Genomic DNA, 21,572 nt, shown 5'->3' on the forward strand with positions numbered 1-21,572 from the left:
TTAAAGCACTTTAGATTTAAGAATCCAATTTTTAGCATTCACAAAAGCCTCCAACCAAGGCGACACCTTATCATCGCTTCTGTTTTTTGGGTAATGCGCCCAATTCCATGGGAAGGTGGAGCGTTCAATATGTGGCATGGTCACTAAATGTCGGCCTGTTTTATCACAAAGCATTGCCGTGTTGTAATGTGATCCATTTGGGTTTGCAGGATAAGCTTCGTACCCGTATTTAGCAACGATATCATATTCATGTTCTTGCTTCGGAAACTTGAATTTGCCCTCACCATGTGAAATCCAAACACCCAGTCTACTGCCTGCGAGTGATTTTAGCATGACCGAATTATTCTCCTGAATGTCTACAGATGTGAATCCGCTTTCATGTTTGTGGGAGTCGTTGTAGGTTAATTTCCCATGCGCATCATGCTCAGGATTGATCAAGTCCAATTCCATGAAAAGTTGGGCACCATTACAAATTCCTATAGATAGTGTGTCTTCGCGTTCAAAGAAATCTTTAATGACTTTATTGGCAGTTTCGTTGTATTTAATTGCTCCTGCCCATCCTTTGGCCGAACCCAGCACATCGGAGTTTGAAAATCCGCCCACAGCACCCAAAAATTGAATGTCTTTTAAATTTTCCCTTCCTGAAATTAAATCGGTCATGTGCACGTCTTTGACCTCGAAGCCTGCGAGGTATAGTGCATTTGCCATTTCCCGTTCAGAGTTGGAGCCTTTTTCGCGTAATATTGCGGCTTTTGGGCGATTTTCTTTGGAATCGATTCGCGTGGTAGGGACAAGTCGCGACTTGTCCGTACGCGCGGTGTCCGTACGCGCGGCGTCCGTACGCGCCATGTCCGTACGCGCGGTGTCCGTATGCGCGTCGTCCGTATGCGCGGCGTCCGTATGCGCCGCATCCGCAGTTGCGCCCGTGGGAAAGGAGATTTGCCCCGAAAAATTTTGAGGAAATTTATAGTCCAAAGCCTGATTTTTATAATTATCAAATCGGGCTTTTGCCAGATTATTGGCAGTTTGTTTCTGATCGAATAAATAGGAAGTTTTAAACCAAGTATCACGCAAATCTGAGATGGTTAAAGCGAAAGATTCATCACCATTGATGATGTTGAGCAGATCGCTTTCTAGGACATGTCCTATGTTGAAAAATGCAATATTGGCTTCGGAAAGTTTTTCTTCTACGGAAGCATCTACACTTTGGAACACAATGCCCGAATTTTCAGCAAAAAGGATTTTGAAGGAATCGGTTTCGCCGAGTTCGGTTAGATTCAAAGAAGCGCCCAGATTATTGTCAGCAAAGCAAAGTTCTAATAGCGTGGTTATCAATCCGCCGGAAGCCACATCGTGACCAGCAACAATTTTATTGGCTTTGATCAATTCCTGAAGCGTGTCAAAAACGGTTTTAACGTAGCCTGCACTTTTTACCGTCGGCGCTTCGCTACCAATTTTGGAGTTGATTTGTGCAAAACTACTTCCGCCCAATTTAAAATCGTCTTGGGAGAGGTTGATGTAATAGATAGCGCCTGCGTCTTTTTGGAACACGGGCTCAACCACTTTTGTGATATCGCTGCAATTTCCAGCAGCAGAAATGATGACCGTTCCTGGGGAAATCACATCGCCATCGGCATATTTTTGTTTCATGGATAAGGAGTCCTTGCCGGTTGGCACATTGATGCCCAAATCAATTGCAAATTCTGAAATCGCTTTCACGGCCTCATACAAACGTGCGTCTTCGCCCTCATTTTTACAAGGCCACATCCAGTTTGCCGATAGGGATACCGATTTGAGATTGTCCTTCAAAGGCGCCCAAATGATATTGGTTAAAGCCTCGGTAATGGAGTTTCTGCTGCCTGCCACAGGATCAATCAAACCCGAAATTGGCGAGTGGCCAATACTGGTGGCAACACCTTCCTTACCTTTAAAATCCAGCGCCATCACGCCCATATTGTTAAGCGGCAATTGTAAAGGGCCCACGCACTGTTGTTTGGCCACGCGGCCACCAACACAGCGGTCCACTTTATTGGTAAGCCAATCTTTACAAGCCACAGCTTCCAATTGTAGTAATTGTTCCAGATACTCATGGAAATTCTCGCGATTGTAAGTCACATCGTCATAACTGCGCTTTATGGTTTTATCAGTCATTACGGTTTTTGGGGAACTGCCAAACATGTCTTCCAAATCCAATGCCATTGGCGTGTTGCCTTTGGTCTTGCTTGTGAAACAGAAGTGCTTGTCGTTGGTTACTTCGCCAACTGTATAAAGCGGTGAACGCTCCCGCGCTGCAATCTTGCTAATATGGTCTAAATTCTTTTTGGCGATCAATAGTCCCATGCGCTCTTGCGACTCGTTGCCAATGATCTCCTTATCGGAAAGCGTTGGGTCTCCAACTGGCAATTGGTCTAAATCAATGCAGCCACCGGTATCTTCAATCAATTCTGAAAGACAGTTGAGATGGCCTCCAGCGCCATGGTCATGAATGGAAATGATGGTATTGTTGTCACTTTCCACCATCCCGCGAATCACATTGGCAGCACGTTTTTGCATTTCTGGATTGGAACGTTGCACGGCATTAAGTTCTATGCCGGAAGCCAGAGCACCGGTATCGGCACTGGAAACCGCTGCACCACCCATGCCAATGCGATAATTCTCTCCACCAAGCACGACAATTTGATCGCCTGCTTCGGGTTTTTCCTTTATGGCTTGGTCTAATTTTCCGTAGCCAATACCACCAGCTTGCATGATGACTTTATCATAAGCTAATTTTCTCGTATTGGTATTAGTTTCGGTTGAAGCGTCTTGGGATTCATCATGTTCAAAAGTCAAGATTGAACCACAGATAAGCGGTTGGCCAAATTTATTGCCAAAATCGGAAGCACCATTGCTGGCTTTTATTAAAATATCTAAAGGTTTCTGGTAAAGCCATTGGCGTGCTGGAAACGATTTTTCCCAAGGCTTGTCTTGAGCGGAGTCTACGGTTGGCTCCAATCGTGAATAGGAGGTCATGTAAACGGCTGTACCCGCTAAGGGCAAGGAGCCTTTTCCGCCAGCGAGACGGTCTCTAATTTCTCCGCCTGCGCCGGTGGCTGCACCATTAAAAGGTTCTACTGTTGTTGGGAAATTATGGGTTTCCGCCTTGAGCGAAATGACCGATTCAAAATCTTCCGTGGTATAAAAATCGGGAACATCGGCACGTTTTGGTGCAAACTGTTCTACGGTTGGCCCATTGATAAAGGCAACGTTGTCTTTATATGCGGAAACTATGGTGTTTGGATTTTGCTTTGCGGTTTCCTTGATGAGTTTGAAGAGCGAGTTTGGTTTCTCTTCGCCGTCGATTATGAAGGTTCCGTTGAAGATCTTATGTCGGCAATGCTCTGAATTGACCTGTGAAAAGCCGAAGACTTCAGAATCGGTAAGCGCACGACCTATTTTTTTGGAGACACTCTCGAGGTATTCCACTTCCTCGTCACTTAAAGATAAGCCTTCCGTTTTGTTGTAAGCTGAAATGTCTTCTACTGAAACAATCGCTTCGGGTTGGATGTCAATGATGAAGGATTGCTGGTTTAAACCTTTATATTTTTCAGAAATCATCGGGTCGAAATCGGCAAAATCTGCGGTAACCGATTGAAACTCCTCAATTCTTACAATCCCCTCAATGCCCATATTTTGTGTAATTTCAACGGCATTGGTGCTCCAAGGGGTAATCATGGCAGCTCTGGGACCAACAAAAAAAGCATCGATTGACGCTTGTTCCAGTTTGGGTTGGTTAGCAAAAAGCCATACTAATTTGGAGATGGCTTCTTGAGATAATTCTTTTGCTTGAACAGCATAAAGTTTGCTGTTTTGGTTTCCGAAGAAATGAATCATTATAAAAGGGTTTTATATGAAAAATAAGACCTCGCAAATTTAGGGTTTTTAAAGACAACCTCTCCTATTTGGTTTGTTGAAAAAGTGGAGTTTTTCAAAAGGGTCTAAACATAAAAAAAGCGACCCAATTAAGAGTCGCTTTTAAAAGAATAAAGCTTATTGTTTGATGAGCTTTTTAGTGATGCTCGTATTGTTTTGAGTGATTCTCAAAATGTAAATCCCGCTGTTTAAATGGGACACATTGAGCGCCTTGGTCTGTTCAATAGCTTTCGAAAGCACCTTTTTGCCAAGAATATCAAAAATTTCCACCGTAGTTTCCGCAGGATTTTTTAGAGCAATCATTAATGTATTCTCAACTGGATTTGGGTAAACTGCCACAGCCGAAGCATCAAAATCAGCTAAGCTCAAATCGGCATAACACGTGTAGGATAAATCGTCAAACACTACTCTGTTACTGGTAGCGCTGTTCCCATCAATAGTAACTGTAACATTACCTGGGATGTTGATATTTTGTATCGTGACCGTTTCAACAGATGCACCGTAAGGAATTGTAGCAACTAATGTGCCACCAACGTTAATGTTAAACGTCCCATTGGAGCCACTAAAAATACGTTGGGTAGTCACGGTTAGAGCGCCAATACCACCAGAAGTTGCTGGCATGCTCAATACACCGTCTCTAATGGTTATGGCTTCATTGTTTAAGATTTGATCGGTTCTAGCATCGGTAGCAGACCAAATTCCTCCGTCGTCACCAGTCCAAGTGCGCTCTGCATATCCGTTTTGGCCGGTAGTGATATTTGCAAAAGTTTCGGCTAGACAATCGGTTGAGGTTGTTCCGTTATTGGTGGTTGTATCACAAGCTTCATTACTTAAATCAGAAGCATTTGTTGCAGCATCCAGAGCTCTCACGGTAAAACAATAGTTGGTGTTCGCGGTTAAATTGTTGGCAACATAGGTTGTTTCTGTAGTTGTGTAAGCGCTCGCGCCATTTCTAAAGATCTCATAAGCTGTTACCGCAGTATCATCGGTAGAGGCGGTCCACGATAGGCTGATGGAGTTATCAGTAGGATTGGAAGCCATAAGACTCGTAGGAGTTGTTGGCGCTTCAGTATCTGGTTCAACCGTCCAAATTTCTGCTACAAATTCTGGATGATCCACAAAAGGATTGCGGTTTTGTTGGTGGTTGTAAAAGATGTTGTTATTACGATCAATTTCCTTTTGAGACACGGGATCGTTTTGATGCCAATTGAGCATTATGCTTAAAAAAGGATCATCTAAAACTTGGTCTGTTGACCCGTCAAACATTTCATAAGACGACCAATTGCCTACAAGGTTTTGGTAACGCGTTATAAAATAGAAATGAATACGCGCAATATCTCCTTTAAATTCGTCAATAGGTTCAAAAACGATTCCTGTATAGCCTGAAGAATAGCCTCCGTTAAAATTATTACCCAATTTAGAACCGTTTAGGGTTGGGTTTGCAGTATTGTTTTGTGAAACCAATTGAGAATCATCTACCACTCCAAAGGGATAGCTACTTCTCAAGCCGTTGACACGACCATCGGTAGGCAATAGCTCGTGGGCATCACTGTACATTGGGAATTCAGAATTAAACACCGATTGTGGCACCACGTGTTCCCTATTATAACAGTCGCCTTCATCGCTATAATTACCACATTGATTTACAGTAGGAGTGAAGTTGTAAGGATCATTGTTATTAGGGGATGTCGCAGGATTTTCAGAATAGACATCTAAAATGGTATTAGCACCATTTGTTTCATAGTAGTTGTCGCGATCGTAAGTGGCAATAAAGGTGTACATCGCCCCATAACTTTGAACGTTATGGTCATCAATAATGTTATAGAGTTGCGTTTTTAATTCGTAGCTCGTTCCTGAAGCCGAGTCATAATACCCTGCCGGAATTTGTGCGGAAGCATTTAAAGTTAGTACTAAAAAGGTAAATAAGTAAAACTGTTTCATAAGATTTATTTAGTGTTATTTCGTTCTAACAATGCCATATAGAAGCCGTCAAAGCCAGATTTATGAGCAAATACATTGTTTTCTTTTACAAATGTAAAATCTTTTCCGATTTCCGATGTTAAAAAATCATCAACTTGCATTCTGTTTTCTGAAGGAAGAATGGAACAGGTGGCATAAACCATCTTTCCTCCAGGTTTGACGATGCGGGCATATTGCTGAAGAATCCCCTGCTGGGTTTTCTTGATATCTTCAATGAATTCTGGTTGCAATTTCCATTTCGCATCCGGATTTCTGCGTAAAACACCCAATCCAGAACAAGGTGCATCAATAAGCACGCGGTCGGCTTGGTCATATAATTTTTTGATGACCTTCGTGGTTTCAATCGCGCGGGTTTCAATATTGAAAGCACCATTGCGTTTGGCTCTACGCTTAAGTTCCTTGAGCTTATTGCCGTAGATGTCCAAGGCGATGATTTGACCCTTATTATCCATCAAGGAAGCTAAATGTAAGGCTTTGCCACCTGCACCGGCGCAAGCATCTACAACCCGCATGCCTGGTTGTACGTCCAAAAATTCTGCAACCAATTGTGAAGACGCGTCTTGCACTTCAAAATTGCCGTTTTTAAAGGCTTCGGTTTGGAAAACGTTAGCGCGCTCCTTCAATCTTAGGGCGTTTGGATAGCCTTTAATATCTTCCGTGTCAAAATTTAAGTCGAACAATTCGCCTTTCAATTTTTCTTTGGTGGTTTGTAAAGTGTTGACGCGCAACACTACATCGGCCTGCTCGTTGAGTGCAGCGATCTCCTTTGTCCAGAGCTCGTCGCCCAATGCTTTTTCGCCCATTTCGTCCATCCAGTCTGGAATGGATTCGCGGTATTTTCTAGTTTGGGAAAGTTCATCAAAACGCCCCTTTATTTTTCGTGTTGGCGTGTTTTCAAAATATTGCCAATCTGGAAGCTTTATGCCTCTCAAGGTTGCCCAAACGGCAAACATGCGCCACAGGTTATCACGGTCAAAAGGCTCTTTAACTTCAGCAATTTCGGCATATAGGCGTTTCCAACGTACGATATCGTAAGTGGTTTCTGCCACAAAGGCTCTGTCTCTACTTCCCCAGCGTTTATCGCGTCTTAGTAATTGTTGTATGACTTTATCGGCATATTTGCCCTCATTGAAAATTAGGGTCAAGCCGTCAATAATGGCGAAGCAAAGGTTTCTATGTAATCTCATGTTTTTAGTATTCAGTGTTCAGTTTTCAGTCTTCAGTTGGCAGTAAGGCTATTGTTGACCGATTTTAAGGCGCAAATTTACATTATAATTCAGCAACGGACGAATGTTTTTTCAGCTTGTAAAGTGGATGATGTGTGATTTACGATTCCGTCTTGCAAACGTTGCTCAATTGATAGATAACCGCTATTTTTAGCTAAATTTGAAACCATGAAACGAATCCTTTTTATTTTGATGAGTGGGTCTTTGCTTTTTTCCTGCGGAAATGAGCCAAAATCGAAAGTGACTAAAACAGTTTCTGAAGTCACTATTGAAACTATTCTCAGTGATTCTTTGTTGAGCTTTAGGGCTATCGAAATCCTGGATGACGGCAATTTAGCTTTCGCCGGAAGCCAGAATTCTTACGGTTTGTACAATACTAAAGATAAATCGTTGTCTGTGACCAAACAGAAAATGGATAGTCTTGAAATGGAGTTTCGTGCGGTGGCGCATACTTCGGCAGATTTTTTCATGCTATCTGTGGGAAGTCCGGCCTTTCTTTTCAAAACTGGTGACGCCGCAAAAATGGAATTGGTTTATACCGAAGCCCATGAAAACACCTTTTATGATGCCATGAAATTTTGGAACAATAAAGAGGGCATTGCCATGGGCGACCCAACCAATGGCTGCATCAGTATCATCATTACCCGCGATGGCGGAACCACTTGGAAAAAAGTAGCTTGCGATGATTTACCAAAAGCCAAGGCAGGTGAAGCCGCTTTTGCAGCCAGCAATACCAATATTGCCATTGTTGACAATCATACCTGGATTGCCACAGGCGGAACCGCTAGCAGAATCTTATATTCGGCAGATAAAGGAGCAACTTGGGAGATCTTTGAAACACCAATCATTCAAGGCGCAGCCACAACAGGTATCTATTCACTGGATTTTTATGACACTAAAAACGGGTTCGCCATTGGAGGCGATTATACCAAGGCAGATGCTAATTCTGCCAACAAAATAAGGACTAAAGATGGCGGAAAAACCTGGGAGTTGGTGGCTAAAGATGAGTCACCAGGGTATAGAAGCTGTGTGCAATATGTCCCAAATAGCGATGCAAAAGAACTGGTAACTGTTGGCTTTAAAGGCATAGACTACTCAAAAGATTCAGGGAACACCTGGACGCATTTAAGCGATGAAGGCTTTTACACGATACGGTTTTTAAATGATAGCACGGCTTTTGCAGCCGGAAAAGGACGGATAGCAAAATTGAAATTTTAAGGTTGGCCCTAAATCCCCAAAGGGAACTTTTGATTTTAGTTTTATTTGGCTCTAGTTTAAACCAGGTATAATAACGTTGCATTACAATTTTCGGCATCATGTCGCCCTTTAGGGAGGGGCAAAAATATGATGTCGAAAATTCAATTAATTTTGCCCTGAACTAAAGGGAATAATTGAGTTTTCTAGAGTTGAGACTGCTCAAAATATTTGGATTTTAAATAAAATTTCAGTAGTGTCCGGTTAAACACCATATGATGTCCGCCGCGGCGGACAGTATGCCGTTAGGCATTTAATATGGGTAACTAAATAGAACCCCTGCAAAGGCTAGTCCCGTAGGGACTAAATATAGAATGGGGTTTCCCAGAATCGTGTATTACTCTTATCGGACAACAATAAAAAAATTTAAAGAATCAACGCTTGATTAAACTAGAGCCTTTTATTTTGATATGGCAAATTTTAAGGATTTTTATAGTTGAAGAAATAATGTAAAACAATTCAAAATCAACAATCATCAATCGTCAATCGTCAATCAAAAATTTTAAATCGCCAATCCTTCACAGCTCATTCTTAAAAACAAAACTTCATGTGGATATTCGAATCCATACTTCAGCATTCTGTGTTCAGAATTCATTATTCGGCGTTCTCTCAGATTCCCGTATAATTACTCGGTGTAATCACTTTCAATTCGGTTTTTATAGTTGAAGAAATAATGTAAAACAATTCAAAATCAACAATCATCAATCGTCAATCAAAAATTTTAAATCGCTAATCCTTCACAGCTCATTCCTAAAAACAAAACTTCATGTGGATATTCGAATCCATACTTCAGCATTCTGTGTTCAGAATTCATTATTCGGCGTTCTCTCAGATTCCCGTATAATTACTCGGTGTAATCACTTTCAATTCGGTTTTTATGGCTTCGGAAACATCCAAAGTATCAATAAACGCTGCTATGGATTTCGCATTGATGACCTCATTGGTTCGGGTTAATCCTTTTAGGGCTTCATAAGGGTTTGGATAGCCTTCACGACGTAAAATTGTTTGGATGGCTTCAGCGACCACTGCCCAGTTCTGCTCCAGATCTTGTGCGAATTTGGCTTTATTCAGCAATAATTTATGTAAGCCTTTTACGGTAGATTTAAAACCAATCAAGGTATGTGCAAAAGGTACGCCAACATTGCGCAACACGGTACTATCGGTCAAATCACGCTGTAATCTTGAAATTGGTAGTTTGGCTGATAAATGTTCGAAAATAGCATTGGCGAAGCCAAGATTTCCCTCAGAATTCTCAAAATCAATCGGGTTGACTTTATGAGGCATGGCGCTGCTGCCCACTTCGCCTTCTTTGATTTTTTGTTTGAAATATTCCATCGAGACGTAGGTCCAGATATCTCGGTCAAGATCAATAACAATGGTGTTGATACGTTTGAGGCCGTCAAAAAGCGCGGCCAAATGGTCGTAATGTTCAATTTGCGTGGTAGGAAAAGAATGGTGCAGACCCAGTGTTTCCTGAACAAATTTTGTACCGAATGCTTTCCAATCCTTATCAGGGTAGGCGACTTTATGGGCATTGTAATTTCCGGTGGCACCTCCAAATTTGGCCGCACTTGGGATGTCGTTCAATAAATCAAATTGGGCTTCCAAACGGGCGGCAAAGACTTCAATCTCCTTGCCCAATCGCGTTGGGGAAGCTGGCTGACCGTGAGTTCTTGCCAACATTGGGATGTCTTTCCAATCGTTCGCCAAGGACTTCAATGTTTTAAAGACCTCTAAATATTCAGGAACATAAACATCGTTCATCGCTTCCTTAATGCTCAAAGGAATTGCGGTATTGTTGATGTCTTGCGAGGTCAATCCGAAGTGAATGAATTCTTTGAACCTAGACAGTTTCAGTTGGTCAAACTGCTTTTTTATAAAATATTCAACCGCCTTGACATCGTGATTGGTAATGCTTTCAATGTCCTTAATGGCCTGCGCATCTTCCGAAGAAAAATTGGTGTAGATGGCTCTTAAATCTTCAAAAGTGCTGCTATCAACGTCCTTTAATTGTGGCAATCCAAATTCACAAAGTGCGATAAAATATTCGATCTCTACCCGAACCCGGTATTTAATGAGTGCTTCCTCAGAAAAGTAGGGGGCGAGATTACTGACTTTGTTTCTATAACGACCGTCGATTGGTGAAATGGCGCTGAGTGATGAGATTGACATGGCTTTAAGATTTTGAAGCGCCAAAGATAGGCAATTGAATTAGGAAAGGATACTCTGGACTTCCGTTCTTTGATCTTTTTTGAGATGTGCCTTTGCGCTTTATATGCGAGCCGCACTCAAGCATGATTTGAATCTTGGGTTCAATCCAATTCGGTCTTTATCGTTTTGGAATGGGCTTTAGCGCTAACTTTACACCAATGGTCAAGAAATTTTATTCCTTCCAAAGTTGATTGGTGGTCAAGATGTTTTTGTTAATTTTAAAAATTCTTAAAAGTTAACCTAATAAAAATGAAAGTCGTCAAAAAAATACTTGTGGTATTATTGATAGTGTTGGTCATCATGCAATTCTTCGCGCCCAAAAAAAACCAAGGCGATTTGGCGAGTTTAAATGCCTTTACTGTGGAAACCAATATGCCCAAAAATGTGCAAAGCATCTTTGAAAATACCTGTTACGATTGCCATAGCGATTATACGCGCTACCCTTGGTACGATAGGATCACACCCCTAAATTATTGGTTGGCCGACCATATAGAGGAAGGAAAAGAACATTTCAATGCTTCCAGTTGGGATCGTTATACGATTAAAAAGAAAGATCACAAACTCGAGGAATTGATTGAGGAAGTTGAGAAAAAAAATATGCCACTGGAATCTTATACCTATACACATGCCGAAGCAAAATTGAGCGATGAAGAGATTAAAGCGGTCGTGGCATGGGCGAAAACGGTTAGAGCTGGCTATAATTTGGTAAGTAATTAAAATTCCAAATTCCAAATTCCAAAATCCACGAGCTAACTGCCAATAGCAATGAATAAAAAGCTACTCATCATCGGTTTTGTGTGGCCTGAGCCTAAAAGTTCGGCTGCGGGTAGTAGGATGCTGCAATTGATTTATTTTTTTAAGGCTCAAGATTATCAAATTACTTTTGCGACTGCCTGTGCTAAATCTAACAATGCTTTTGACCTAGAACAAATTGGAGTTGATAAGATTGGTATTAAACTCAACGATGCCAGTTTTGACGAATTCATTCTGAAATTAAAACCTGATGTTGTGCTTTTTGATCGTTTTATGAGCGAGGAGCAATTTGGCTGGCGTGTCGCAGACCAGCTTCCCGAAGCGTTGAGAATTTTGGATACGGAAGATTTGCATTTTCTGCGGAAGGCTAGGGAAGCCGCTTTCAAGAGCAATGCCAAGAACGAAAATGACTTCTTAATCAGCGATACCACCAAACGTGAAATCGCGAGTATGTATCGCTGTGATTTGAGTTTGATAATTTCTGAAGCTGAAGTACAGCTCTTGCGACAGCGCTTTGAAATCTCAAGTGACTTGTTGTTTTACTTGCCGTTTTTGGTTGAAACGCCTTCCGAAGCATCAAAAATAGAACTGCCCAAATACCAAGACCGTGCTCATTTTATGACGATTGGTAATTTTATACATCCTCCCAATTACAATGCGCTGCTGTATCTCAAAGAAACGATATGGCCAAAAATCAGACAGCAACTGCCAAAGGCTGAACTTCATAATTATGGGGCTTATGCGCCGCAGAAAGTAAGTGAGCTTCACAATGAAAAAGAAGGATTTTTGATTAAAGGCTGGGCGGAAGACGTCAATGAGGTCATGCAAGATTCTAGAATGCTATTGGCGCCGATTCGTTTTGGTGCGGGACTAAAAGGAAAAATCTTTGACGCGCTGCAAAATGGGACCCCTTTAATTACTACCACTTTTGGGGCAGAAGGCATTATGACTCCTGAAATTGCCAATGGCTTTATTTGTGATTCCCCTGATGCATTTTCTGAAGCAGCTGTAAAATTGTATGAAAACGAAACGCTTTGGTTAGATAAACAAGCCAAAGGCTTTGAGATTTTATCCACTAAATTTTCAAAGTCGCATTTTGAGACGGAGTTTGCAGCGCGATTAAGTCGTTTAGTGCAAAACTACAAACGAGAACGCCAACAGAATTTTATCGGGCAGTTGTTGCAGCATCACAGTTTGCAAAGCACAAAATATATGGGGAAATGGATCGAGGCTAAGCATAAGAAGCCCTAATTCAAGGTATTTAAAATCTTACTTAGTGCTTTATTACGAATCTTGCCCGATATCAAACTTTGAGAGGATTTCCAGTGCTTCATTCGCCAAATAATCTGTTAGGCCTACCGATGCGCTGGTTTGTATGAGTTTGTTTTTCAAGACGTCGGGTAAGGCGTTCAGTGACTTGTCGTCGTCAATAATGATAAAGCCCTGGTTGGTATCTTGGCTTTCGAACCATTTCAAAAGCTCATCTTTTCTATTTAAAAGGCTCACATTGTCGGGAAGGCGAGAGATGTTATTGACTTGAATATGGCGATGATTGAAAATGGCAGCCCATTGTTCTAAAGAAAAAAGAGTTTTGTGGGAGGTGGTTAAAACAATATCAGCACCTGTTTTGGCGATGATCTTATTCAAGGCTTGTGTCGCTCTTGAACTAAACTCAGGAAAACCGTCCTCTAAAATTTTAAGTTGCCTCCAAGAATTGGCAGGCACCATAACACCGTCTATGTCTAAGTAAATGAGCATGATTCAAAGATAATAAAAATTAGCGCGTGAGTTCTAGCAGTTCTTCCAAAGCGAGGATGTTGGATTGAGCATCCAAATGATTCCAGTGCAAAATATCGTCTTCCGTATCCCAGTCTTCTGCAACAAAATCAACTTCAGTCCAATCGTAAGCAATGGTTGCAGATGTTTTTGGGGATTTTAAAGTTTCTAGATCCACATCTGCCAAAAGGGAACTTATATAACGATGATGACCGTCAATTATCAAACTATCGCAGACTTTGATCGCATCGAATTTTATGCCCCTTGCCATTTTTTTGTAGAGCCTGTTGATGAGCGGCAATGACAATTTTTTGTGGGTAGAACGCAATTCTGCCTGCTTATTTGCAATGGTATTCAGGATGTTGGTTTTGTCTAAGACGTTCATTTTTTCTGAAGGATTCTAATACTGCTAAGCTAAACTATGGGTTACCAGTGTGTTAGTTGTAAATCAGATCTCCGTTTTCATCCTTTAGGAGAGTGACTCTGTCAGGCCTATGCGCAGCCGTTGGCATGGGAAACGTGATTTTTAAAAGGGATGCAGACGCTGTGATTTAGCGCGAGCAGTAATTTTTACTTTTTTTGATTTCAATTTGTTTAACTTGAAACGAAATACACGGATCGGATCGATTTGCAAACCTTCCAAATTTCCACAAATCACGGCAATTGATTATAGCTTTTGAACTTTGCTTAAAATGCTACTTATTTTTGATATAAATGTGTTTAATATTGTTTACCCCAGTTTCTTTTTCTTCGATTTTAAAGACGCCTATTTTTTTTATCAAAGGATATAATTTCGGAAAACCATAATTTCTGGGATCAAAGTCAGGTTTCTTTTTAATGATATAACTTCCTAATGTTCCTAAAAAAGCCCATCCGTTTTCATCGGAGATCTCATCAATACTTTCTTTCATGAGTTTGATGAGATTCTTGTCAATTTTACTTACTGAAGATGTTTCAGTCTTTGCATTCGGCTGTTTTTTTGGTTTTTCGGTGGAGTCAGAATCTTGTGCTTTTTTGAGAATTTCTATGTAAATGAACTTGTCACAAGCCGTGATGAAAGGTTGAGGTGTTTTCTTTTCACCAATGCCAATGACGAACATTGCAGCTTCCCTAAGGCGGGTTGCAAGTCTGGTAAAATCGCTGTCGCTTGAAACAATACAAAAACCATCTACTTTTTTCGAATACAGCAAATCCATGGCATCAATGATCAAAGCACTGTCACTTGAGTTTTTCCCTGAGGTATAACTGTATTGTTGAATGGGCGTAATCGCGTTTTCAAGTAAAATATTTTTCCAGCCGGAAACCGTTGGCATCGTCCAATCTGCATAGATGCGTTTGATGGTTGGATTGCCGTATTTTGCAATTTCATTGAGCATCTCTTTGACATGAGCGTAAGGCACATTGTCTGCGTCAATGAGAACTGCAAGATTTTTATCTTTCATAGTAATTGTTAATGATCAGCGTCAATTATTTGTATGCAATTTTTCTTATTCCGTATCCCATTGCACTAGAAATTGAAGCAATTTATTTGAAATGCATTCAGTTGATATGATTCGATGTTGTGTTTTAAAGCTATTCCTCCGAACTTTCTTCCATCGTGTGATATACATTCTGCACGTCGTCATCTTCTTCCAACCTTTCCAAGAGTTTTTCAACGTCTACTATTTCTTCTGCGGAAAGTGATTTGGTCACTTGTGGGATATATTCAAAACCTGAGGAAAGGATTTCAATTTCGCGAGATTCCAATTCAGATTGGATGGCGCCAAAACTTTCAAAAGGTGCGTAGATGAGAATGCCGTCATCATCGGCAAAGACTTCCTCTGCACCAAAATCGATAAATTCCAGTTCCAGTTCTTCTGGGTCAAGACCTTCCGCATGGATACGGAAATTACAGCTATGGTCAAACATAAACACTACCGAGCCCGATACGCCCATACTGCCATCGCATTTATTGAAACAGGCGCGCACGTTGGCCACTGTTCGCGTGTTGTTATCGGTCGCGGTTTCCACAAGTATCGCAATGCCATGTGGCGCATAGCCTTCAAAAACAACCTCTTTATAATCACCCTGACTCTTATCGGAGGCGCGCTTGATTGCACGGTCAATAGTGTCTTTGGGCATGTTAACAGATTTCGCATTTTGGATTACCGCTCGCAACCTAGAATTGGCATCTGGGTCTGGGCCACCTTCCTTAACCGCCATGACGATGTCTTTGCCAATACGTGTAAAAGCCTTGCTCATTGCCGACCAACGCTTCATTTTTCGTGCTTTACGGAACTCAAAAGCTCTTCCCATAATTAGTTAAGTTTAGTTTTTTGTTACTGATTTTCCGCAGTAAGTCTATAATTCAAGGTTCCGACGGTGCCAGGTTCAGGATTTAAGATTCAAAGTTGGTCCTTGAAATAAAATCAAAATCCTTATCTCCACTTTAAATCCCTCCAGAGGGCTGTATTCCCCAAGGCTTGCCTTGAAATACCAGGAACATCTTTCAAATCATAGCTTATGGGCTTGCCCCGAGCTTATTGATTTGCAGCTTTTGGATTTCGGAATTTTATTTTTTGGAATCTACCACATTTGGGCCAAAGCCCAAGTGTGCTTTAGTCTTCAACTTCCACAATTTCCTCAATCGCTTCCGCCAGATCAAAATCCTTTTGGGTCACACCATCGGCATCGTGGGTGGATAAAGAAATTTTAAGAAGATTATAAACGTTGCTCCAATTGGGGTGGTGGTTTTGGGCTTCACATTCAAAGGCAATTCTGCTCATGGCACTAAAGCAATCCTTGAAATTCTCAAATTCAAATTCCGCGTAAAGCGTATCATCCTTGAGCTCCCAATCTGGAAATTGCAATAATTTTTTCTCTATGACTTCGTTTGATAATTTACTCATGATATTCTGTTGTTTTTATAGCATAAAAGTAATAAAATTTCTTCGGAAAAAAGACCTGTTTCTTACATACGATTCTATTTGAATGGATACTTACAATTGTAAGTACTATGGATGCAACTTTAGAGATTGACGAAACATAGAATTTCCTAAAACAAAACGCCAAATTCCAAAAAAAAGCAGCCTGCTTCAAACCTTGAAAATTTTTCTCTGCGTCTTAGCGCCCCGGCCTAACGGCAGGCAGGTTTGCGAGAAATTTATGAATGATTTCCAACATATAATTTCCAATAAAAAACAGTCTTGATTTAAACCTTGAAAATTTTTCTCTGCATCTTAGCGCCCCTGCCTACCCGCAAGCAGGCTCGCGAGAGAAAATATATTTAAGATTTTGGAAAGTCGAATTCTGAATAACGAATAATGAAATTGAGTTAGTTGTTGAAAGTCTATCTAGTTTTAACAACTAACAACAACAAAAAATCACTTATTCAAATCTGCCAAAACCTGATCGCTAGTGACCTGTAGGTGCTTGGGCAACTTGTTGTACTTTGGTAAAACTGCTAAATAACGATCCTCGTTGGTGGTGTAAACCTGCTTATAAATCACGCCGTTGCTTTGGGCCATTTGATTCACGATGTCTTTGAAGTATTCATCGTGATGCACCAAATCGGTACTTCCCAAATGAAAAATTCCCGTTTCATCCCTATTGATGATGTAGTGGATTTGTTGGGTCACTTTAGAATCGGTCGTGACGTTCATAATGATGTTCGGGAATACTTCAATCGCGGTTTTGTCTTCCAAATGCTGTTTGAGTTCCTTTAGTCGTGGTGACTGTGCACCCAAAACCATTGGTAATCTTACGATGGCTACTTTTTTCTTCGGAAGGCGAAGCAACATGTTTTCAATCTTGATTTTAAAATGGCCGTAGATGCTTCCGCTAAAGGTTTTATCCAGCTCATAGCTAGGGTATTTGCTATAGGCATCAAAAACATTGGCCGAAGAAAGAAAGATGATTTTACACTCATGCCTCATTAGATATTCCCCGATATGTTGGTGAGCCATGACTTGGGCATGAAAATCACCACGCAAACAAGAAATAATGATCGAAGGTTTTGTCGTTTCCAAGAGCTCATACACATCGTCTTCCTCCACATTGTACTGAAAAAATTGCCGATTGTCCTCGAAGCTTTTCTTGGCCACACGATAAGTGCCGAAGGTTTTAAAATAAGCGCACAGCTCCCTGTAAATGGCGTTGCCCAGAAAACCACTGGCGCCAAGGATTAGGATTCTATGTTTATTGTCAAACGTGCTCATTTTTCAGTCAAGTTTAATTGTGTCTTTCGTTATTGTTTTACTGATATTTACCAAAATCGGAAAGTCGTTTCGAATTGATAAATGGTGCCTACAAGGTCAAAAAAGGACCTCTCAGGATGGGTTTAATTTGATTTTTATTTGTTTTTTTGATGCTGAAAAAAAAAGCTATAATGTTAGCTTTATTTAGTCTTGATTCTTGGCTCTAAAAGCGCAGCGATCTTGGGGCTATTCAAAGATGGTTGATTTAAAATATCGACAAATTACTTTGCGTGGTAAACATCTCCAAAGCCTCCATGCCTAATTTGGAGTTGCCTTTCTCGTTGAGTCCTGGCGACCAAACGGAAATGACAAATTCATTGGGCAATAGGGCGATGATGCCACCCCCAACACCACTTTTTCCAGGTAAGCCCACTTCAAAGGCGAACTCGCCTGCTTCATCATAAAAACCAGAGGTAAGCATGATGGCATTGATGCGCTTTACGTATCTTTTCTTGAGTCGCGGTATGCCTTGCATGTCTTTGCCCTTATTGGCAAACATATAAAAAGCTTTGGCCAGTTGGGCACAGGTCATGCTCAAGGAACATTGATGAAAATAGAAATCCAGCACCTCTTCAACATCGTTGTGCAAATTATCGTAAGCTTTCAAAAGGTTGGCAGCAGCGTAGTTTCGGAAGCCTGTGGAGAATTCCGATTCTAAGACTTTTTGGTCGTAATCAATACTTTGATCATTGGTTACGGTTCTCACAAATTCCAAAAACTCTTTTTTAGGTTCTTTGAAATGGGTGACCAGCACATCGGCAATGACCAAGGCACCCGCGTTGATGAGTGGGTTTCTGGGTATGCCACTTTCCAGTTCCAATAAGGAGAGCTGATTGAAAGGGTTTCCAGAAGGTTCAATATCCACGCGCTCCCATAGGTTGAGGCCTTCAATATGAATGGCCATGGCCAGTGTGAGCACTTTGGAGATACTTTGTATGGAGATATGGGTTTGTGATAAGCCCACTTCATAACTCTCGCCATTGACCAATTGCAAATAAATGCCGAAGGCATTGGGATCTACATTGGCCAATTCGGGAATGTAAGACGCCACCTCGCCACGGTCGGGATCAAGCGACAGCTTTTGGTAAATATCTTCTAAAATGCTTTGGTAATCTGGCATATATTATCCTTTGTAAAACGGCAGCTTCACGATTCGGGCTGGCACTGCGTTTTTTCTGATTTGAATATAGATTCCTGTTCCAAAATCGCTGTATTTCGTTTCCACGTAGCCAAGACCAATACCTTTGTTCAAGGAAGGACTCATGGTGCCTGAAGTCACCTTACCAATCAATTTGCCTTCCAAATCAACGATGTCGTAACCATTTCTCGGGATGCCTTTTTCTGTGAGTTCAAAGGCGACCAGCTTCCGTTTGAGCACACTTTGCTTTTGTTCTGAAAGATTTTCAGAATTGGTAAAGCGTTTGGTGAATTTGGTAATCCAACCCAGCCCGGCTTCAATAGGGGAGGTGGTCTCATCAATTTCGTTTCCGTAGAGACAATAGCCCATTTCTAATCGAAGGGTGTCCCTAGCAGCCAAACCGATGGGTTTTGCACCCGCTTCTACAACCTTATCCCAAATTTGTTGCACTTGATCATTTTTACAATAGATTTCAAAACCGCCACTTCCAGTATATCCAGTTGCAGAAATTATCACATGTGGAACGCCGGCAAAATCGCCAATTTCAAAATTGTAAAACTTTATGGACGATAAATCATGTGAGGTCAAAGCTTGCATCGTCTCAATGGCTTTTGGCCCTTGAATTGCCAGTAGCGAATAATTGTCACTCAAATCGCGCATCTTGGCATCTACATCATTTTTGGAGGAAATCCAATTCCAGTCTTTTTCAATATTGCTGGCATTGACCACCAAAAGATAGCTGTCTTCCTCGATCATGTAAATGATAAGGTCATCTACAATCCCGCCATCATCATTGGGCAAACACGTATATTGCGCTTTGCCAATCCTGAGTTTGGACGCGTCATTGGTAGTGACTTTTTGAATGAGTGCCAAAGCATTTGGACCTTCAATTAAAAATTCGCCCATGTGTGACACATCAAAAACGCCAACACCAGTGCGCACTGCCTCGTGCTCAATTTTTAGTCCGTCGTATTGTATGGGCATGTTATATCCTGCAAATTCCACCATTTTGGCGCCAAGCGCTTCGTGAGTCGCAGTTAAAGCTGTGTTTTTCATATCTGTTAGATTCAATGTTTAATGTTCGAGTTCATCTTAAAGCGCCGTGCTTACTACTTCCAACTTCATTCCTCACAGCTCACACCAACTCGCTTTGGTTCCCGCAAAAGTATCGAAAATTAATGGTACGCGTGGAGCCTTCCGCAGTTAATACCTCCCTAATGAAATGTTAATATTGAAATTGTTGGCTTAAGATATGGGGATAATACTTAATTTTCTAGTTCTTTAAATTCAGCACAGATGAAGCTATTTCAAACATTGATCTTACTTATCTCTTCATGTAGCATTGGGTTTTCTCAGAGGGGTTTGCCGGAGGATTACCTCAGTGCCCAATTTCATAAGGAGCGACGCACTGAACTCCGAAATCGAATGCCGGCAAACACGGTGGCGGTGTTTTTTGCCAATGCTGTGCGCAATCGGGCCAATGATGTGGATTATGTGTACCATCAAGACCCTAATTTTTATTATTTGACTGGGTATAAAGAGCCACATGCTGTATTGATTGTTTTTTCTGAAAACCAGCAGGATCCCGACGGCACTAAATACAACGAACAACTTTACGTGCAAGAACGCAATGCAAGGGCAGAGCAATGGACGGGCCGCAGATTGGGAGTTGAAGGAGCAAAAGCCCAACTTGGGTTTGAAAGCGCCTTCAACGGAAGTGAATTCCTAAATTCAAAAATCGATTTTTCAAAGTACGATAAGGTCATGTTCACTGATTTTAGAGACGATTATCGCGATACGAGGGACAAGGCAGATTTATTTGATTTGGTACACTCTTTTAAGCGCCAGATCCAACTAATTGATGATTATAAAATTGAGAATACAACGAACGATCCAGAAATAAATGACAACGCCAACATCAAAGCGGAAGCTGTGAAGACCGATACCAAGAGTTTATCAACGCTCATGGCCGGATTGCGCGAGATTAAAACCAAGGCAGAGCTGGTCTTGCTGAAAAAAGCGGTGCGCATCTCGGCCATGGGGCAGCGTGAAATCATGAAGGCCATGCATCCTGGGATGTCTGAGACTGAAATTCAGGGCGTTCATGAGTACATCTACAAAAAATATGGCAGCGAATATGAAGGTTATCCCAGTATCGTTGGTGCTGGTAATAACGGCTGCGTTTTGCATTACATCGAAAATTCTAAAACCAAGGTAGAAAATGACTTGGTCTTGATGGATCTCGGAGCCGAATATCACGGGTACACCGCCGATGTAACCCGAACCATTCCTGCCAACGGAACATTCAATAAAGAGCAAAAATTGATCTATGACTTGGTCTATGAGGCACAAGAAGCCGGTATTGAGGCCTGTGTGGTAGGAGCCAGTTTCCAAATGCCAGATGCTGCAGCAAGAGCGATTATCTATAAAGGTTTGGTAGATTTGGGTATTGCTAAACATGAAAGCGATGCGAGACAGTATTTTCCACACGGGAGCTCCCACCACATTGGGTTGGACGTGCATGACCCCGGACTTTACAGGGCTTTGGAAGCGAATATGGTCATTACCGTAGAACCCGGAATCTACATCCCAGAAGGTAGTGATTGCGATCCCAAATGGTACGGGATAGCTGTGCGCATTGAGGATGATATCTTGATTACTGCCGTTGGTCCTGAAAATCTTTCGGCGGAAGCACCTCGTAGCTCAAGCGCGATCGAGAAATTAATGAAAGAAAAAAGTGTTTTGAATGCTTTGGACTTACCAAATTTGGATTGATTTTTAATGTCGTAAATAAGTGAGTTACATCTCGAAATTTGTATCCCTTTTCATTTTAATTGTAATTTGGAATCTAGAATTTGATTTTAGAACCTACAAACATCTAACATCTAACTCCTTCTAACCTCAAATATCGAACATCGAATGACCAATGTTGAATAATGAAGTTGGCTTTTGAGATTGAATCGTATTTTTAATTAATCTACAATCTACAATCTACAATCTACAATCTACAATCTACAATCTACAACCTACAATCTACAACCTACAACCTTGAACTTTAAACTTTGAACTTTGAACCTTGAACATTGA

The 21,572-nt window shown here is 41.3% G+C and carries 16 protein-coding genes; 4 read left to right on the forward strand and 12 right to left on the reverse strand.

Going from position 1 to position 21,572, the window contains the following annotated elements; genetic code table 11:
- From purL to ESY88_RS02125, 3 genes are all read right to left on the reverse strand, one after another.
- Entirely contained in the window at positions 1 to 3,873 is a 3,873-nt protein-coding gene (gene purL / locus ESY88_RS02115) for a phosphoribosylformylglycinamidine synthase (protein WP_147085247.1), read from the reverse strand.
- A gap of 156 nt (positions 3,874 to 4,029) precedes the next feature.
- Entirely contained in the window at positions 4,030 to 5,853 is a 1,824-nt protein-coding gene (locus tag ESY88_RS02120; protein ID WP_147085248.1) for an endonuclease, read from the reverse strand.
- A 5-nt stretch (positions 5,854 to 5,858) separates the two neighbouring features.
- Entirely contained in the window at positions 5,859 to 7,079 is a 1,221-nt protein-coding gene (locus tag ESY88_RS02125) for an RsmB/NOP family class I SAM-dependent RNA methyltransferase (protein WP_147085249.1), read from the reverse strand.
- Between the two features lie 207 nt (positions 7,080 to 7,286).
- Here ESY88_RS02125 and ESY88_RS02130 point away from each other — a divergent pair, with 207 nt between their 5' ends.
- Positions 7,287 to 8,336: a WD40/YVTN/BNR-like repeat-containing protein gene (locus tag ESY88_RS02130; RefSeq protein ID WP_147085250.1), complete on the forward strand. Its 1,050-nt coding sequence runs from the start codon at positions 7,287 to 7,289 to the stop codon at positions 8,334 to 8,336.
- 864 nt (positions 8,337 to 9,200) lie between these two features.
- On the opposite strand, the gene purB is transcribed toward ESY88_RS02130, so the two are convergent.
- Positions 9,201 to 10,544, reverse strand: a complete 1,344-nt coding sequence (gene purB / locus ESY88_RS02135) for an adenylosuccinate lyase (protein ID WP_147085251.1) — start codon at positions 10,542 to 10,544, stop codon at positions 9,201 to 9,203.
- A gap of 288 nt (positions 10,545 to 10,832) precedes the next feature.
- Between purB and ESY88_RS02140 the strand changes: the two genes are divergently transcribed.
- Positions 10,833 to 11,300, forward strand: coding sequence for a heme-binding domain-containing protein (locus tag ESY88_RS02140; protein WP_147085252.1), 468 nt, complete (start codon positions 10,833 to 10,835; stop codon positions 11,298 to 11,300).
- Between the two features lie 48 nt (positions 11,301 to 11,348).
- Positions 11,349 to 12,587 carry a glycosyltransferase gene (locus tag ESY88_RS02145; protein ID WP_147085253.1) on the forward strand — a complete coding sequence of 413 codons (1,239 nt, stop codon included), beginning with the start codon at positions 11,349 to 11,351 and terminating at the stop codon, positions 12,585 to 12,587.
- Between the two features lie 33 nt (positions 12,588 to 12,620).
- Here ESY88_RS02145 and ESY88_RS02150 read toward each other — a convergent pair whose 3' ends face one another.
- The 8 genes from ESY88_RS02150 to gcvT form a co-directional block, all read right to left on the reverse strand.
- On the reverse strand, positions 12,621 to 13,094 hold the full coding sequence (locus tag ESY88_RS02150) for an HAD domain-containing protein (RefSeq protein WP_147085254.1): 474 nt from the start codon (positions 13,092 to 13,094) through the stop codon (positions 12,621 to 12,623).
- Positions 13,095 to 13,113: 19 nt separating this feature from the next.
- Entirely contained in the window at positions 13,114 to 13,497 is a 384-nt protein-coding gene (locus ESY88_RS02155; RefSeq protein ID WP_147085255.1) for a hypothetical protein, read from the reverse strand.
- A 310-nt stretch (positions 13,498 to 13,807) separates the two neighbouring features.
- The gene (locus tag ESY88_RS02160) at positions 13,808 to 14,554 is read right to left on the reverse strand and encodes an NYN domain-containing protein (protein ID WP_147085256.1); all 747 of its coding nucleotides are present in this window, start codon (positions 14,552 to 14,554) and stop codon (positions 13,808 to 13,810) included.
- Between the two features lie 130 nt (positions 14,555 to 14,684).
- Positions 14,685 to 15,407 (reverse strand): YebC/PmpR family DNA-binding transcriptional regulator, encoded by a 723-nt coding sequence (locus tag ESY88_RS02165; protein WP_147085257.1) that lies wholly within the window; start codon positions 15,405 to 15,407, stop codon positions 14,685 to 14,687.
- Between the two features lie 302 nt (positions 15,408 to 15,709).
- Positions 15,710 to 16,000 carry a 4a-hydroxytetrahydrobiopterin dehydratase gene (locus tag ESY88_RS02170; protein ID WP_147085258.1) on the reverse strand — a complete coding sequence of 97 codons (291 nt, stop codon included), beginning with the start codon at positions 15,998 to 16,000 and terminating at the stop codon, positions 15,710 to 15,712.
- A gap of 474 nt (positions 16,001 to 16,474) precedes the next feature.
- Positions 16,475 to 17,308 carry a sugar nucleotide-binding protein gene (locus ESY88_RS02175; protein WP_147085259.1) on the reverse strand — a complete coding sequence of 278 codons (834 nt, stop codon included), beginning with the start codon at positions 17,306 to 17,308 and terminating at the stop codon, positions 16,475 to 16,477.
- A 244-nt stretch (positions 17,309 to 17,552) separates the two neighbouring features.
- Positions 17,553 to 18,467, reverse strand: coding sequence for a glutaminase (locus ESY88_RS02180; protein WP_147085260.1), 915 nt, complete (start codon positions 18,465 to 18,467; stop codon positions 17,553 to 17,555).
- Positions 18,468 to 18,470: 3 nt separating this feature from the next.
- Complete coding sequence (gene gcvT / locus ESY88_RS02185; protein WP_147085261.1) at positions 18,471 to 19,541, reverse strand: glycine cleavage system aminomethyltransferase GcvT; 1,071 nt, start codon at positions 19,539 to 19,541, stop codon at positions 18,471 to 18,473.
- A 240-nt stretch (positions 19,542 to 19,781) separates the two neighbouring features.
- Here gcvT and ESY88_RS02190 point away from each other — a divergent pair, with 240 nt between their 5' ends.
- Positions 19,782 to 21,260, forward strand: coding sequence for an aminopeptidase P N-terminal domain-containing protein (locus ESY88_RS02190; protein ID WP_147085262.1), 1,479 nt, complete (start codon positions 19,782 to 19,784; stop codon positions 21,258 to 21,260).
- The last annotated feature ends 312 nt before the right edge of the window (positions 21,261 to 21,572 follow it).

The sequence above is a fragment of the Subsaximicrobium wynnwilliamsii genome (genome assembly GCF_007997225.1).
Taxonomy (GTDB): domain Bacteria; phylum Bacteroidota; class Bacteroidia; order Flavobacteriales; family Flavobacteriaceae; genus Psychroserpens; species Psychroserpens wynnwilliamsii.

Excerpts from the sequence above, each read along its gene's own strand:
- ESY88_RS02175 (WP_147085259.1), bottom strand. The coding sequence starts at position 17,308 with ATGAGCACGTTTGACAATAAACATAGAATCCTAATCCTTGGCGCCAGT.
- ESY88_RS02170 (WP_147085258.1), bottom strand. The coding sequence starts at position 16,000 with ATGAGTAAATTATCAAACGAAGTCATAGAGAAAAAATTATTGCAATTT.
- purB (WP_147085251.1), bottom strand. The coding sequence starts at position 10,544 with ATGTCAATCTCATCACTCAGCGCCATTTCACCAATCGACGGTCGTTAT.
- ESY88_RS02150 (WP_147085254.1), bottom strand. The coding sequence starts at position 13,094 with ATGCTCATTTACTTAGACATAGACGGTGTTATGGTGCCTGCCAATTCT.
- ESY88_RS02180 (WP_147085260.1), bottom strand. The coding sequence starts at position 18,467 with ATGCCAGATTACCAAAGCATTTTAGAAGATATTTACCAAAAGCTGTCG.
- ESY88_RS02145 (WP_147085253.1), top strand. The coding sequence starts at position 11,349 with ATGAATAAAAAGCTACTCATCATCGGTTTTGTGTGGCCTGAGCCTAAA.
- ESY88_RS02140 (WP_147085252.1), top strand. The coding sequence starts at position 10,833 with ATGAAAGTCGTCAAAAAAATACTTGTGGTATTATTGATAGTGTTGGTC.
- ESY88_RS02160 (WP_147085256.1), bottom strand. The coding sequence starts at position 14,554 with ATGAAAGATAAAAATCTTGCAGTTCTCATTGACGCAGACAATGTGCCT.
- ESY88_RS02155 (WP_147085255.1), bottom strand. The coding sequence starts at position 13,497 with ATGAACGTCTTAGACAAAACCAACATCCTGAATACCATTGCAAATAAG.
- purL (WP_147085247.1), bottom strand. The coding sequence starts at position 3,873 with ATGATTCATTTCTTCGGAAACCAAAACAGCAAACTTTATGCTGTTCAA.
- ESY88_RS02125 (WP_147085249.1), bottom strand. The coding sequence starts at position 7,079 with ATGAGATTACATAGAAACCTTTGCTTCGCCATTATTGACGGCTTGACC.
- ESY88_RS02190 (WP_147085262.1), top strand. The coding sequence starts at position 19,782 with ATGAAGCTATTTCAAACATTGATCTTACTTATCTCTTCATGTAGCATT.
- gcvT (WP_147085261.1), bottom strand. The coding sequence starts at position 19,541 with ATGAAAAACACAGCTTTAACTGCGACTCACGAAGCGCTTGGCGCCAAA.
- ESY88_RS02165 (WP_147085257.1), bottom strand. The coding sequence starts at position 15,407 with ATGGGAAGAGCTTTTGAGTTCCGTAAAGCACGAAAAATGAAGCGTTGG.
- ESY88_RS02120 (WP_147085248.1), bottom strand. The coding sequence starts at position 5,853 with ATGAAACAGTTTTACTTATTTACCTTTTTAGTACTAACTTTAAATGCT.
- ESY88_RS02130 (WP_147085250.1), top strand. The coding sequence starts at position 7,287 with ATGAAACGAATCCTTTTTATTTTGATGAGTGGGTCTTTGCTTTTTTCC.